At 34.1% G+C, this 16,230-nt stretch carries 12 protein-coding genes; 6 read left to right on the top strand and 6 right to left on the bottom strand.

Annotated features, from left to right (window positions below; translation table 11 throughout):
* Window position 1 precedes the first annotated feature (1 nt).
* Complete coding sequence (gene hisZ / locus TKV_RS08980) at window positions 2-1,144, bottom strand: ATP phosphoribosyltransferase regulatory subunit (protein ID WP_049685649.1); 1,143 nt, start codon at window positions 1,142-1,144, stop codon at window positions 2-4.
* A gap of 347 nt (window positions 1,145-1,491) precedes the next feature.
* On the opposite strand from hisZ, the gene TKV_RS08985 reads away from it, so the two are divergent.
* From TKV_RS08985 to TKV_RS13015, 6 genes are all read left to right on the top strand, one after another.
* Window positions 1,492-2,058 carry a Uma2 family endonuclease gene (locus TKV_RS08985; protein WP_049685650.1) on the top strand — a complete coding sequence of 189 codons (567 nt, stop codon included), beginning with the start codon at window positions 1,492-1,494 and terminating at the stop codon, window positions 2,056-2,058.
* 143 nt (window positions 2,059-2,201) lie between these two features.
* On the top strand, window positions 2,202-2,549 hold the full coding sequence (locus tag TKV_RS08990; protein ID WP_049685651.1) for a nucleotidyltransferase domain-containing protein: 348 nt from the start codon (window positions 2,202-2,204) through the stop codon (window positions 2,547-2,549).
* A complete protein-coding gene (locus tag TKV_RS13615) occupies window positions 2,533-2,667 on the top strand; it encodes a HEPN domain-containing protein (RefSeq protein WP_236617242.1) in 135 nt (44 codons plus the stop codon). The genes TKV_RS08990 and TKV_RS13615 overlap by 17 nt, the downstream gene beginning before the upstream one ends.
* Window positions 2,657-2,749: a HEPN domain-containing protein gene (locus TKV_RS13620; RefSeq protein WP_236617243.1), complete on the top strand. Its 93-nt coding sequence runs from the start codon at window positions 2,657-2,659 to the stop codon at window positions 2,747-2,749. Before TKV_RS13615 ends, TKV_RS13620 begins: the two co-directional genes overlap by 11 nt.
* 8 nt (window positions 2,750-2,757) lie before the next feature.
* Window positions 2,758-2,922, top strand: a complete 165-nt coding sequence (locus TKV_RS13625) for a HEPN domain-containing protein (RefSeq protein ID WP_236617244.1) — start codon at window positions 2,758-2,760, stop codon at window positions 2,920-2,922.
* A gap of 125 nt (window positions 2,923-3,047) precedes the next feature.
* Complete coding sequence (locus TKV_RS13015) at window positions 3,048-3,194, top strand: hypothetical protein (protein ID WP_158506602.1); 147 nt, start codon at window positions 3,048-3,050, stop codon at window positions 3,192-3,194.
* 99 nt (window positions 3,195-3,293) lie between these two features.
* On the opposite strand, the gene TKV_RS09000 is transcribed toward TKV_RS13015, so the two are convergent.
* The 5 genes from TKV_RS09000 to TKV_RS09020 form a co-directional block, all read right to left on the bottom strand.
* Window positions 3,294-4,196 carry a DUF4340 domain-containing protein gene (locus tag TKV_RS09000; RefSeq protein ID WP_049685652.1) on the bottom strand — a complete coding sequence of 301 codons (903 nt, stop codon included), beginning with the start codon at window positions 4,194-4,196 and terminating at the stop codon, window positions 3,294-3,296.
* A complete protein-coding gene (locus tag TKV_RS09005) occupies window positions 4,193-5,581 on the bottom strand; it encodes a GldG family protein (protein ID WP_049685653.1) in 1,389 nt (462 codons plus the stop codon). Before TKV_RS09005 ends, TKV_RS09000 begins: the two co-directional genes overlap by 4 nt.
* A gap of 11 nt (window positions 5,582-5,592) precedes the next feature.
* Entirely contained in the window at window positions 5,593-6,300 is a 708-nt protein-coding gene (locus TKV_RS09010) for an ABC transporter permease (protein ID WP_049685654.1), read from the bottom strand.
* Window positions 6,266-7,243 carry an ABC transporter ATP-binding protein gene (locus TKV_RS09015; protein WP_049685655.1) on the bottom strand — a complete coding sequence of 326 codons (978 nt, stop codon included), beginning with the start codon at window positions 7,241-7,243 and terminating at the stop codon, window positions 6,266-6,268. The genes TKV_RS09010 and TKV_RS09015 overlap by 35 nt, the downstream gene beginning before the upstream one ends.
* 150 nt (window positions 7,244-7,393) lie before the next feature.
* On the bottom strand, window positions 7,394-16,045 hold the full coding sequence (locus TKV_RS09020) for a GH36-type glycosyl hydrolase domain-containing protein (protein ID WP_236617245.1): 8,652 nt from the start codon (window positions 16,043-16,045) through the stop codon (window positions 7,394-7,396).
* Window positions 16,046-16,230 lie beyond the last annotated feature (185 nt).

The following is a 16,230-nucleotide window of genomic DNA, read 5'->3' on the forward strand; positions in this document are numbered from 1 at the left end:
GTTATTCCCCCATATCTATAATTTCGTCAAAGCTATTTTCATCAACATGCTTCGCTTTTTCATAACTATACATCTCTACAATTTTTCCCTCATCTCTTAAGAAAGTAGCTTTCTTGTAAGCATTACTTCTTAAGTTTTCCTTGTATTTTATTAAAACTCTCCAGGATTTATCAACAATATCTTTTTTCTGTTTTTGAAGTGCCAGCATTGACCTTTCCACACTTATAGCAAAACCTGTCGCTGGAATGTGCTCTCCAAAAATTCCCAAAAGGCCATCATACCTTCCTCCGGTACATATAGCATAACCAATCCCTTTAACAAAACACCTGAATATGATACCAGTATAATAATTAAGATTTTGCACCATTCCTAAGTCAAAACTTATATACTCTTCCATACCAAAATCTTTTAATATTCTATATACTCTTTCAAGGTAATCTATCGTTTCACCTAGTTTAGGAGTATCATAAAGCTCTTTTGCTCTTTTAAGCACTTCTTCGCCACCAAATAAAAGAGGAAGTTCACTTAAAAACTTTGCTTTTTTGCCCCTAATTCCTTTATCATTTATGAATTCTTCTATCGCAGATTGATTTTTCTGTTGCAAAAACTCTCTTAAAAGGTTTATTTCTTCATTTTGTAGCTCTAAATCTTCCACTACTCTTTTAAAAAATTCCACCTGTCCCACATCCACTTTAAAGTCCTCTATTCCAATACTTTTTAAAGCCTCTATCGCAACTGTTATTATCTCTGCATCAGATTCTTCATGATTTGTACCTATAAGTTCAATCCCTGCCTGAGTAAATTCTCTCATTTTTCCTACCTGAGGGTCATCATAGCGATAGACATTAGCGACATAGCATAACTTAAGTGGGAAACTACCTTTTAACTTTGTAGACACAATTCTCGCTATTTGAGTAGTCACATCTGGCCTTAAAGCTAATATATTTCCCTTTTTATCGAAAAACCTGTACAAATTGTTTTCATCAAACAAAACAGAAAAATTATCGCTATATTCAAAAGTAGGAGGCATTATCTCTTGATAGCCAAATTTTATAAAAACCTCTCTAAACTTTTCTTCTATTTTGCGCTTAACTCTATATTCTTCCGGCAAAAAATCTTGTACACCATCAGGCAAATATATCATTAAAACACCCCACAATTTACTCTGTCTTTGTAACGTGATAAAGTAATAAACTGTATCTCTTTTATTGTATCCTAATTTTCAATGTATGTCAAGCATAGACAAATAGGCAGAAACGTACTGAATATTATCCTGCTTACATTGTAAATCCACGCGCAAAATCAAAAAAGTGAAATTTTACATTATTTGAAGAAAACTTAAGGTTGTTGTGGTATAATTAAATGTAAAAGGAGTTAAATGGTTAAATGTGAGTAATGTATTTGCTGTTAGATGAAAAAGGTGTGGATGTTTTGGCAATTTACATAAGAGGAATAAAAGCTTTTAATCTAATTTGAAAGAAGGTGTTAAATATGCCTTTGCCAAAAGAAATATATACTTATGCAGATTATATAGCGTGGCCAGACAATGAAAGAATAGAACTGATTGATGGCCAAATTTACTTGATGATTTCCCCTTCAAGAACTCATCAAAGGATCTTGGGACAGCTTTTCTACCAATTCTTTGATTATCTCAAAGATAAATCGTGTGAAGTATATATGGCACCTTTTGATGTAAGGTTTCCTGACGGAAATGAGAAGGACGAGAAAGATATAAAGACTGTAGTTCAGCCTGATATAGTTGTTGTGTGTGATGAATCCAAGCTTGATGAGAAGGGATGTACGGGAGCTCCTGATTTGATAATCGAAATTATTTCGCCTTCAACAGCGCAGAAAGATAAACTCCACAAGTTTAACTTGTATGAAAAGTATGGTGTGAAAGAATATTGGATAGTAGAACCCGAAAACAAAATCCTAAGTGTGTTTATTTTACAGGATAATGAAAGATATGGACGACCCAACATATATACACAAGATGATAAAGTTAAAGTTTCTATTTTTGAAGATCTTGTAATTGATTTAAAAACAGTACTAATATGAATAGAAACTGATACTGTAGAAAATTTTGTGTAAACTGAATTCCTTTTTTCTTTAACATTTCTTCCGGAACTAAAAATGTTACAGTTGCTACTCCTGCAAGCGTTGATGGATAAAAGGGAGAGTTTAATAAAGAGGTGTTTTTTATGATAGAAGCTACTGAATTATTAAAGTATTCCTTAGAAGATGAGCTAAAGAGGATAACGAATATTATTATTGAAAAGTGCAATCCAGAGAGGATAATACTTTTCGGGTCAATGGCTAATGGTACTGCTAAGGAATGGAGCGATATTGACTTAGTCGTGATAATGAATACGGATTTAAGATTTGCTGATAGAACTTTATATTTAATGAGACTTACCCATCCTAGAGTAGGAGTTGATTTTTTAGTATATACACCAGAAGAAGAAGAGTTGTTTAAGAAGAATAGAAACCTATTTTATACCGAAGAGGTACTCAAGAAGGGGGTCTTATTGTATGACAGAAGTTCATAAATATAGTCAGTGGTTAGATTATGCTAATGACGATTTGAAGGCAGCAAAAGAACTGTTAAAAACTGATTTGCATAATATTAGCTGTAGAAAAAGCTTTAAAAGCCTATTTGGCTTTTAATAATGTAAATCCTCCTCAAGTCCACAATTTGATCACTTTGTTAGAATTGTGTATAAACTTGGACAAAGAATTTGAAATTTGAGAGATGATATGGAATTTTTAGACTCCTATTATATTCCAACAAGATATCCAAGTGCTCCTATTGGCTATTTACCTGGTGGCAAACCTAATAAAGATAATGCTACCAAGGCATTTGAAAAAGCTGAAAATTCTGTGAAATATCTAATTAAACTTATAGAAGATAAGAAAAAGTGATCGTCTTCCTCAGCTTAGTGTAATAAATGGAATGAACCCATAAAAAGCAAACAAAGTTTTGCTAAAGTTACACAAAGCTCTTGCCATTACTAATATAATTGTAGTATCATCATTATCCAGTCGTAATGGTAGTTGGCTCCAAACCTAAAAATGATTTATTGAAGTCCATTGAAGAAGAAATTATACCCGTTTATGCTATTGGAGATTGTGTCAAGCCTAGAAAATTTATAGATGCCATTCACGAAGGTTTTCGCATAGCATATAATTTGTAATTTTAAAAATTACATTAAATACTCCTACAACGCACTTTGCATTTAAAAGCTTAGTATAAATCTAAGGCAGAAACATGCAGTTTCTGCCTTTTATAATTTTTACTTAATAAGTTTATCAAGACTATCTTGCAGATTTTTTATGTCTTTCGAAGTTACATATTGTCCTATGCAATGTCCATTAACAAGCACATATTTATTTTCTGTATCTCTTTTAGCAAAGCTTATTTTTTCTACTTTGTCCTTGCCATACACATCAAAAGCAAAAGGTGTTTCTCCCTGTGAAATATTTTTTCCTTCATCTAATCCACTAATTTGAAGTAATACTATTCCGTCTAAGAGATTGTCCACATAATCAGCTTTAATAGCTTTCCCATCAATTTGCCAGTTATCTTTTTCACCTTTTTGTATTTGATACTCTTTTCCATCTTGGTAGAAAACTAATTTAGTTATTTCATTCTTTGGAATAGACACCACAAATTTTTCCATATATTTATATACGTAATCATCTGTCAGAAAGAAATTCTCTAAAGAAGAAGCATTGACTCTGTAAATTTTATCTCCATCAGTTTTTGCATAATAACCCTCTTGGTAATTTTCTTTTACAGGAGATTTATTTCCTATAAAAAGTGAATAGCTTTTTCCATTTTTTAAAGATACTTTTATCGCATAAGAAGGTTTGTCAAGGCCATAAGTGGATAAATCACCTTCTAATGTTCTATCAAAAGTGAGAGATGTCAAGCTGTCTAATAATTCATCAACATAAATGCTATCTGCTTTGTAATCAATAGGTTCTTTTATAAACCATGTATCGCCCTCTTTTTTAAAATCAATTAAAGTTTTCCCTTTTTTTTCTATTTTTAAAGAATTTACATCGTTATTTTTGAAGGTAAAAATTTTGTTGTCTTCTTTAACAGGTTTATTGGTTTTACTTTCATAAAAATAGTAGCCAAAAAGAACAGCGAATATTACCAGCAAAACAATAGTGGTTTTAAAAATCTTCATAATGTCTTCCTCCTATACCACATGTATCCTCCAATTATCCACATTACCAGTGGAATAGTTACAACTGTGGTATAAAAGAGTATAGCAGCTTGTTTGCCGGTCAGGAAAATCTGATTAAACTCAAGGGATTTAGGACGTATAGAAATCTGTGTTGTCTTATCCGCTAACCAGTTAGCACTGTTCATTAAAAAGTCTCTATTAGCTTCCAATGTAATTATTTTATCAGTAAACATCATGCTACTTCCAATAGCTACAATCTTCATTCCTGTCTTTGAATCGGATATAGCTAAGCCTAAGCTTAAAGGACCTTTGATATCACCTTTTTGAAAATTAGCATCTTTTGAGTTAAAATCGGTTTTACCCCAAGCTTTATCACTGGTTGAAAGCAATTGCTCTATAGTTATATTTTCTGTTGGTTTATCAGGATAAGAAATACTTCTTGACATTGGCATTACAACGTACAAGTTTGATAAATCCAATTTATTAGTTATAGTATGAAATTTGTACTGAGGAACTGGAGAAAGCGGGTCCATAAAATAATTCCTTCCTGGATCTACTACAACGTCATTGTCAAATTTTACACCCCAAGTAGACAAAAGCTCATTTACAGATTTTTGAGTCAAAGGCCCATATTCTGCCCCCATTGCAATGATTGCTTTTCCGCCTTTGTCAAAGTATTCTTTTAAAGCAGCTATTTCCTTGTCAGAAAAGTCTCTTCTTGGGTTAGCAATAACTAATAAGTCTGTATTTTTTGGTATTCCTCCTGCCTGTCCTATATTTAAATCTTCTACATTATATCCTTCTCCTCTCAAAGCGTTTTTAAAAGTCACCAAATAGTCAATGCTGTTTAATTCATCATGTCCTTGAAGAATATACGCATTTAATTTTTTAGGTTGTGTAACATCAATTATAGCCTGTGTAAACTGTTCTTCTCCATTAAAAGTAGCAGTATTAGGCTGGCTACCCATGCCAAAAATATCATAAGAATTTACTATCTGTCTTTTTTCATTAGCACCACTTCCTGCAATAAAAAGCACTGTGTCATAATCCGTAATTCCATATCTTTGAGCAATTGCCGGTTCTTTATCTGGGTCTACAAAATGGACAATTATTCTCTTTGAAACATTTCTATATTGGTCTAACAAGCTTTTTACCATATCTTTTGAAGTAGTACCCTCTTTGAAAAAGGCATAAACTGTAACATCTGTTTTGAGGTTTTTCAAAACCTGCTTTGTCTGGTCAGAAAGGGTATATTGCTTGTTTTTAGTCAAATCCCACTTGATAGGCTTTTGCGTAACTATGACATTTGCCAATATTAAAATAGCCAGTAAAAGAGCTGTCATTATAAAAGCATTAGTCCCGTACTTTAGCCTTATATTATTCATCTTTTCTCCTCCTAACTCCAACGTCTTTTGTCTACAACACGAATTGTCAAGAAAATAAAGAATATAATTACACTTATGAAAAAGACTACATCACTTAAATTCACTAATCCATTTAGGAAATTATTCAACCTGTCAAAGAAAGACAGATTCTGAAAAATAGTTTTTGCTTTTCCACTAAACACGTCTCCTAGCCAACTAATCAACCAAAACACAAGAATTAAAGCAAATCCAATTACTCCAGCTATCATTTGATTTTCTGTAAGGGAAGAAGCAAAAAGGCCTATTGATATAAAAGTCGCTCCTATTAGAAACACTCCAATATAACCTGCTATGATAGAGCCCATATCTGGTGAAGAATACAATTTAAGATAAATGGGGTATAAAAAAGTTATTACAAGTGCTACTAAATACACAAACACTGCGGAAAAAAATTTGCCAATAACAATATCAGTAACTGTAACAGGTGACGTGAGTAAAAGTTGATCTGTCCCTGTCTTCATGTCCTCTGAGATAAGCCTCATTGTCAAAATAGGACTTATAAACATAAAAACAGTGACCATACTGCTTAAGATTGGACTCAATACAGCATAATGGGTAGATAACACAAATGTTGAAAAAAAGTATCCAGATATCAAAAGATAAAATCCTAACAACACATAGGCAGTGGGCGAAAAGAAATAACCTTTAAGCTCCCTCTTTAATATTTCCCACATTTTCATCGTAGCTTTCCTCCTCTGTTGTAAGTTCTAAGAATACTTCTTCAAGACTGTAACTTAGCATTTTAAGTTCTAATATTGGGAAGGCTTTTTTGGCAAAAGCAAAAAACATATCTTTTCGAATATCTTTATCAGCAGAAGATTCCACTGTCAACTTTATCGTATTATCTGAATCAACTTCTGCTTCTACATTAGTTACTCCTTCAATCTCTTTTACACTATTTACTACTTCTTCATAAGGCCCTTCCACTTTTATAAAATATCTCCTTGAATTTTGCAATGCAGTTGATAAATTCTCTGTCTTATCTATTGCAACAATTTTCCCTTTATTTATTATAATAACTCTGTCACACACCATACTAACTTCTGGCAATATATGAGTGCTTAAAATTATTGTATGCTTTTTCCCTAACTCTTTTATAATATCTCTTATTTCTTTAATTTGCTTAGGGTCAAGACCTACTGTCGGCTCATCTAATACCAAAACATCAGGGTCTCCTATGATTGCTTGTGCAAGTCCAACCCTTTGTTTATAACCTTTAGACAAGTTTTTTATAAGCCTTTTTCTCACATCAGTCAAACCAACTTCATGTATAATTCGTTCAACATCTTCTCTTCTCTTTTTTGGAGGAACACCTTTTATACCTCCCACAAAATGGAGATATGCCTCTACGGTCATATCTAAATACAAAGGAGGTACCTCTGGTAAATAACCAATATGTTTCTTTGCCTCTATCGGTTGTTCAACAATATCATATCCTGCAATTTTTATAGTACCGCTGGTGGGAGGCATATATCCTGTTATCATTTTCATAGTGGTAGTTTTACCGGCACCATTGGGCCCCAAAAAACCAACTATTTCTCCTTTATCGACAGAAAAGCTTATGTTATCTACTGCTTTACGAGTACCATAAACTTTTGTTACGTTTTTTAGCTCTATCATCATAGCCGTCTCAACCCTCCATTTTACATAGTATGGAAATTATATCACAAAATTATTAAAAATTTGTGTACAAATTGTTAAGCATTAGTTAAGATTGTAACTTAAAGCAAAATGATAATAAGAAACTATGACAAAAGTCGTCATAGCTTCTTATTATCCCATTACCACTAAAACCTGATGACTATTTCCCTTCTTTGTTAAATCAATAGTCTTATCTGTGACAAGCTCTCCATCTATATATACTTCTTTTACACCTTTGTTAACACCATTAGGATTTCTTATATCTATTAGATATTTCATATCTTTATATTTATATTCTATCACATATTTATCCCAATTTTTTGGTATACAAGGGTCTATTATAAGTTTTTCTCCGTATTTTTTCAAACCCAAGAGGTTCTCAATTGCTATCCTGTACATCCAACCTGCCGCACCTGTATACCATGTCCAACCTCCTCTTCCTACATGGGGTTCTACTGCATACACATCTGCTGCCATGACATAGGGTTCTACTTTGTACTTCATGCACTCAATAGGGGTTCTGGTGTGATTTATAGGATTTATCATGTTGTAAAGTTGCCATGCTTTATCTCCTTCTCCAAGCTCCGCAAAAGCTAGTATTACCCATGCTGCCGCATGAGTATATTGACCGCCATTTTCTCTAACTCCTGGAACATATCCTTTTATATACCCCGGATTCAAATCCCCGTTGTCAAATGGGGGCGCTAAAAGCTTTATTATCCCTTCTTCTTCGTTGACCAAATAATTTACAACGGCCTTCATTGCCTCTTTAGCTCTAATATCTTTTGCGGCTTTAGATATCACAGACCAAGACTGTGATATAGAGTCAATTTTGCATTCTAAATTGTCTACAGAGCCTAAAGGTGTCCCATCATCAAAGTAAGCCCTTCTGTACCAACTGCCATCCCATGCATTTTCTTCTATGGCTTTTATTAATTTATTAGCTATTTCTTGATACTTTTTTGCATGTTCTTCATCCTTTTTAGTTTGACATATGGGCGAAAACTTTTGAAGAATAGTGTACAAAAACCATCCTAACCATACACTTTCTCCCTTTCCTTTGTTTCCTACCTTATTCATTCCGTCATTCCAGTCACCAGACCCCATCAAAGGCAACCCATGTTCTCCAAATTTTAATGAATAGTCTATAGCTTTTAGGCAGTGTTCATACACTGTGCCTTTTGTTTCAGATAAGTGAGGTGTGGAATATCTTTCCTCTTCTTCCTCCTTCAATGGCAAATCTTCTAAGTAATTTACTTCTATGTCCAATATAGACCAATCTCCTGTCTTTTCTATATAGTCAGCTGTTACGTAAGGAAGCCATAACAAGTCATCAGAAAACTTTGTTCTTATTCCTTTATTTACTATAGGGTGCCACCAATGTTGGACGTCTCCTTCTACAAACTGGTGCTGGCAAGCATTGACTATTTGATTTTTTGTAAATTCTGGCTCTAGATATACCATATTCATAGCATCCTGCAATTGGTCTCTAAAACCATAAGCTCCTCCCGATTGATAAAAAGCTGACCTTGCCCACAATCTACACGCAATTGTTTGATAAGGCAGCCATCCATTTACAAGTAAATCCATTGACTTGTCAGGAGTTTTAATCTGTATCCTTTCTAAAAGGTCCTTCCAAAATTCTTTTGCTTTTTCTAATTCAGTCTGAGAATTTTCCACACTTGTATATTTTGAAACAATCCTTTTTACTTCCTCTAAGCTTGTACCATGTCCTAATAGAAGTATTAGCTGCTTTTCTTCCCCAGGTTTTATATTTACTTGAAATTGTATTGAACCACAAGGGTCCAGACCTATACCTCCATTGTTTGATAAACTCTCATAACTTAAAGCCTGTGGGAAACTCAAGCTTCCTGTTACTCCTATAAACTCTACTCTGTCTCCCGTAAAAAATGATATTCTCTCTGACGCTGCCAAAAAAGCGATTCTTCCAGGGAAGTCGTCATTGTACATATTTCTTATGAGCAAAGCATCGATTTCTTTGTTGTACTCTGTAAAAATATATGGTGCTGTAAACTGGTCTGTAACCCCCAGTACTGGCCTTATATAATAAGTTACAGTAATTTTTCTTTGCTCTTGTGACAAGTTCTTAATATTGAGAATACTTATTTTTACTGAATCTTCTATTGGAACAAATTCTGTCAGTTGCTGCCTTAAACCACAGCACACACTTTCAAAAGAAGTATATCCAAATCCATGTTTTACATAGTGAACTTTTGCCTTCCCTTTGGGCAAAGGCGTAACTGTCCACACCTCACCTGTTTCATCATCTCTTAAATAAACCACTTCACCATGAGGGTCTAACACAGGGTCGTTGTACCAAGGAGTCAATTTATACTCTCTGCTGTTTTCCGCCCAAGTATACCCTGCTCCTGTCTCTGATATTTGAAAGCCAAAGTAAGGATTTGAAATGACGTTTATCCAGGGAGCAGGAGTGCTTTTGCCTTCCCACCTTATTACATATTCTTTTCCGTCATTTCTAAAACCTCCAAGGCCATTGTAGTACTCTAAAGGTATATCTTCTACTTTGGGGTCTTCAAAATTCTGGCCTTTTTTACTCCAATTTTTTTCCGAAAGGACGTTTTTCTGTTCTTTAAAAATTATTTGTTCGTATATTGACTCATTTTTGCCTTCAAACTTCAAAGTAGCGGCGGTATTTAACAAATAAATATCTTCTTCTTTTAAATTGTTTTCTTGAAGCAAATACATTCCACCGTATTTGCCAAACACATCGTAAGAAAAGCTGGCAGATATAATCTCTTTTATTCTGTCATTTAGTGGCTGTATATAACCGCCTTTATCTTTATTTAAAATTACAAGGTCAACATTTACCCCTTTCATTTTCCAATATTCATAGGCTTTCAAAAACCATTTTACCATGTCTACTTCTTCTATTTTCTCTATTTCAACCAGCACAATAGGTATGTCTCCCGATATTCCATATGACCATAAACCGGATTGACCTTTGGTATTTTTTATAATTAAACTTTCTCTTAGCTTTCGCTGAGGACTGATATACAAAAGATGTGACAACATCTTTTGTAATAAACCCAATTCCCGTGGTTTCAAATTGAGGTAATCCAGTTCTACTCTACTTCTCGTCCATGCCATCTCAAAAGCTCTTTCAACAGCATTTTCATCCTTATACTTTCCAGCGATTTTTACAGCTTCTTCGCGGCTTTGTGTCAATGCTGATACATACACTACTTTTGCTGTTTCTCCTGGCATTACCTTTATTCTCTTTCTTAAACTTACAATCGGGTCAAGAACAGCCCCTTGGGTATTGGATAGAGGTTGGTCTACCTCCAAAGCAATTGGTTTTTTTAAACTTCTTCCTCTTCCTATGAACTTTGACCTGTCTGTTTCAAATTGAGTATCTCCTATAATCTCTGCATTTAAAACTGCTACTTTATGGACTGCCCATATTTTATCTTCGTTTTGTTCTCTCGGTCTTCTGCAAACCAAAATGGCATCTTCTTCTTTTAAAAACTCAGTCTTTACAAAGAGCTTATTAAACGCCGGATGTGCTACATCAGTTGGCAAATCTGTCAAGCTTATTTCACCAAAACTTGTAACTTCCAGTATTCGCGGATGTTTGCTGTGATTCTTTAAAGTCACCCTCCTTATTTCTACATTGTCTTCTGGCGAAACTATCACCTCCATATGTGTGTCTACATTGCCTACCCTTTTAAAGTACTCTGCTTTATCTGCAGAAAAAACTACTCTGTAATTTTTGTCTTTTTCATAAAAAGGAGCATAAGTGGCAGACCATACAGTATTGGAGTTTATATTTTGAACGAATATAAAGGTGCCGTAGTCTTGTGCTACATCGTTCCTCCATCTCGTCAAGAAAATACCTCTGTCATTTTTGCTATAACCTGTGCCTCTTTCTGTAAGCATCACAAAATGCTTACCACTGGACAAAACATGGACTTCTGGCAGTCCGCTTTTGGATTCTCCCAATACCCTTACAAAATCTCCTTCTTCTTTGCGAATCTTTTCAATCTTTCTGGCTTCTTCTCTTTCTTCACGTGTAATATCCAGATACATAGGCATTTTTTCTTGAAGTAGTATTTCCGCAGCTTTTATCATTGGGTCTTTGTGAAATCTTTTTTGCATTATATTGTCATTTATAAAATTGTTCAAGGCTATAAAAGTCATTCCTTGGTGATGTGCCATAAAACTTTTGACTATCGCATTCTTTCTACCAAAAGGAACTCTTTCGGGTGTGTAGTCTATCGCCTCATAAAAACCGTATTTCCCTTCCATCCCTTCTTTTTTAAGAAATTTTATGTTTTCTAGCACGCCTTCCGCATCCACGCCAATTGCCAGCAAAGACCCATAAGGTGCTACAACTTTATCGTGAGATAATCCCCTTTTAAGCCCTAAACTTGGAATTCCAAAGGCTTTGTATTGGTAATTTAAATTTATGTCAAAGGCGTAAAATCCAGACTCCGATATACCCCACGGCATATCAAATTTTTTGCCATAATTTTTTTGCACTTTTACAGCAAAAGCGTATGTCTCATCGAGTAAAGAATTGTCATAATTTCGCATTATCAAAAGAGGCATAAAGTATTCGAACATCGTCCCTGACCAAGACACCAACCCTTTATACCTGTTTTCAACTGTAAGCATGCGTCCCAATTTAAACCAGTGCCTTTTGTCAACTTCCCTCTTTGCAATTGCGATAAAACTTGCCTGTCTCGCTTCTGATGCCAATAAGTCATAATAAGATTTTGTAAGCTTTTCCTCCTCTACATTGTATCCTATAGAGAAAAGCTGCCTCTTTTCATCGTACAAATACCTAAATTTTGTATCTTCTACAAGTTTCTCAATTGTAGCTTTTATATTTGTAATTTTTTTAGATAATTCTTCAATATTCTCTATAGCCATCAGAATTTTATCTTTTTGTCTCTTTAACAAATTCTCTTTTTCCTCTGAATCTTCATCAAAAGTTTTCTCTAACTCTAAAAGGTAATCATTGTATATCTTTTGTAATTCCTTAGGAGAAGTATATTCTTCAAAAATCTCTTTATATTTTCTAAAAAGTTCATGTTCTTTTCCATCCTCTTCAAATTCCAACCACACCAAAAAATCTTTCATTTCCTTTTTAAAAGGTTCAATTATCTTATTTAACCTTTTTGCATTCTCTTCTCTATCTTTCAATCCCTCTATTTTTTCATAAATTTTATCTAATAACATTTTCCAATTGGATGGCATCAATGTATTTTTACTTAAAGTATCTTCAAAATTTTCGTTTAAAATCTCATCCAATTCCAGCACTTTGACAGTATCTTTCAAACCTCTCGCTAATTCAATGTCCACAAGAGGTTTACTTAAAAAATCTTCCATCGCTTCTTTCACTGTTATTAAATAGCCCACTAAATTTCCGCTGTCCACTGTAGAAACGTAATAGGGTTTTAGAGGCTCTAATGTCCTTGTGTTGTACCAATTGTACAAATGGCCGTTCCATTTATCCATCTTTTCTATTGTGGCAAGAGTCTTTTCAATCCTTTCAAGCATCTCTGTTGTAGTAATATATCCCAAATCTCTTGCTCCAACTACAGAAACAAGGTAAAGCCCTATATTCGTAGGAGAAGTTCTTTCAGCAATTCCATTGGGAGGGTCCTCCTGAAAATTGTCAGGTGGCAAATAATTTTGGCTCTCTACCACAAAGTCTTCAAAAAATCTCCACGTTTTTCTCGCTATTAAACGTAGTTTTTCCATGTCCTCCTGCAAAACAGCTTTTACTTTTTTATCAATTGGCTTACTTATATAAAAAGCAATGTAGCAAGAAACTGCCCAGAGGAAAAACAGCAAAATAGCCCATATTAAACTTTGGGGCTTAAAATACATAGCTAATACGACTACTGCCAATCCTTCCAACAAAGATACCCACATTCTTTTAAAAAAGCTTGCAAAATCGTTTTTTAAGCGTTTTTCCATGTCAGCAGCTGTAACCCATTCCAACAGATTTTTTCGAGTTATGTATAACCTTACAATTGTTCTAACTATTGCATCTGCCATTATATAAGCTTGATAAGGCAAGAATATGAAATTTAGTAACGATTGGTAAAAAGCAGCTTTGACACCTTGTATCACAGCTTTGTGCCTTTTTTCCCAATAGCGTCTAAATTGGCCTTTAAAAATTCTATCAACCAAAACAGGTATGAGAGGGAAAAACACAGTCAAAGCTGCAAGTAACAACCACAAAAATCCACTTCCTGGCAAAATGCTAAATCCTAGAAATATCATCAACATCAAAGCAACTGTCACAAGACTTCTCCTTAAATTGTCAAAAATCTTCCATTTCGTTACCACAGAAAGCGGATTTTTGATGACTTCTCCTCTCCTATTTTTTATCTTATAATTCAAGTAAGGAAGTAATTGCCAGTCGCCTCTCACCCATCTGTGTAATCTCATAATATATGAATTGTATTTTGCAGGATAGCCATCAATCAATTCTATATCAGTAACAAGCCCCGTTCTTACAAAAGACCCTTCTAAAAGGTCATGGCTTAAAATAGAATTATCAGGTATGGTATCTTTTAATAGCTCCCTAAATACGTCTACGTCATATATTCCTTTTCCTGTGTATATACCTTCTCCAAACAAATCTTGGTACACATCTGATACTGCTGTAGTATAAGGGTCAATTCCACCCTGCCCACCAAAAATACGGGAAAAGAGGGTGGCATTTGCGCTTTCTATGTCAATACTTATTCTCGGTTGCAAAAGGCCATATCCTTCTACTACTATCCCACAATCTTTATCAATTACAGCTTTGTTCAAGGGATGAAGCATCGTTCCGACAAGTTTTTTAGCAGCATCAATAGGCAAATTAGTATCTGCATCCAAAGTTATCACATATTTTATTTTTAACTTAGCCACATCTCCACTAACCACGTAAAAACTTGTATCATTGCTTCCTCTTAAAAGCTCGTTAAATTCAACAAGAGCTCCTCTTTTCCGCTCCCATCCCATCCAACTTTTTTGCATTTCGTTGTATTGTCTTTTCCTATGGAAATAATAGAATATTTCCTCTCCATCTTTGGTGTATTTTTTATTTAACTTTTTAACTTCAGTCAGCGCACAATTTACAATTTTTTCATCTTCTGAAAGTTCTTCAAAAGGCGCGTCTTTAAAATCTCCTAATAAAGCAAAATACAAATTTTTTTCTTTATTCGCATGATAATACACTTCAAGACTTTCAATTAATTCTTTAGTCCTCTTTTCATCCGTCAAAAGCGAAGGAATTACCACCATTGTCGCTGCATCCTCAGGTATGCCATCTTTTAATTCAATTTTCGGCAGTACCACAGGTTTAAAAACGTGCATCAAAATCCAATTTACAAGCTGTACTGCTATTTCACTGAAAGGGATTAAAAGGATTGCTGCCGAAACAATCAGAAGCCACAAATTTCTATTTAAACTCCACAAGTATTTTATCGCGAAAATTTCACCTAACAATATACTTACTAAAATTAAAGCTATGTAGAAAACATCCGGATACCTTTTTAGAACTTTAGCTATATTTCTTACACTTTTAGTCTTGTTGTTTATTTTATTTTCAAGAATACTTCTTCCCTTACCTATGAGGTAAAATCCGACATGGTTTATGTACCCTAACTTACCCTCTTCCTCCGTTACTTCTTTGGCACATTCTATAGCCTTTTTGGCCACATATGTCTCTGAAGTATTGTAAGTTTTTGCTATTTTCTCTATTTCATGCCTGTAATAATCCCTCGACTCAAAATCCATCATAGGATATGTACCATCAGGGTCTTGCCTTAAAATTTGCTCGACTGGACTCAAACTTTCAAATATCTGTGCCCAATCAAGAGAAGAAACAGTTTTTAAACTAACAATAGCATTGCCTATGGAAATCTGCCTCTTTGCTTGCATTTGATGGGACCTTTCCGTCACATCTGCAATATTGGTATCATATTCCATTAAAATTTTATCTATATACTGTATTACATTAGTTGAACTGTCCCCTTCTTTTCTAAGTCTGTTTACCAAATGCTCAATAAACTGAAGAGGAAATCTATCTGCAACATTGATGTTTTCCCTAATCAGTTTTTTTATTTCTTCATATTTCATTTCTTTTTCTAAAAGCAAATTCAATATACTATCTGCTTTTTCCCTTTGTCTGCGAGCATCCACAATTTTTTCGCAAATTCTTTTTATCTTTTCAATCAAAGCAATACGTATCATAAGGCTTAAAGCCCACAGCTCCGAGCTGGAAAGCAAAGCCTTTGTCTGATATGCTTTTATAAAGTTGATTATAGTTTTTTCATCAATTTTGCCGTCAGAATGGAGCACTAATTCAAAGGCTATGGCATATATCCTTGGATATCCTCTAAGTAAACCATTTTTAAGCCCTGGAAGTCCGGAATAATAACTCTTTGACAAGCTTTTTCTTATTTCTTTAACTTGCTCTTCAATTATATAAAAATTGTCCAATAACCACTCTTCTTCTTGGAAAATATAGACATTTTCTTTCAAATCACTATTCAAACTTCTATAAACTGATTTAATGTAATTGTAATTTCTGTTCATTCTGGGAATAAGCAAATATGACAATTTGGTTCTTTTCATGATGTTGTGATTTTGTGCTATTTCCGCTGCATGTTTTTCCATTTCTTCAGAATTTAAAATGACATCATTAAAATCTCTCACCATGTCTTCTCTATTTAATCTATAGTTTTTTGAAATATGTACTAAAAATGCTAATAGTAAAAGCAAAGTTAAAACTAACACCCCATAGAACAAGGCAAGGTCAACTCCTTCTCCACTGCAATTTTATGCTAAAAATATTATTCCCCGAAAATTGAGATTTTAAAGCATAAAATTGCACAAAGAAGGAGGGCTTTATATAGATAATAAAAAACCTGCGCAAGCAGGTCCAGTATGTAGATAAAGTCATTTTTAATAAGTCCCCGCTT

This window comes from Thermoanaerobacter kivui (assembly GCF_000763575.1).
GTDB classification, from domain to species: domain Bacteria; phylum Bacillota; class Thermoanaerobacteria; order Thermoanaerobacterales; family Thermoanaerobacteraceae; genus Thermoanaerobacter; species Thermoanaerobacter kivui.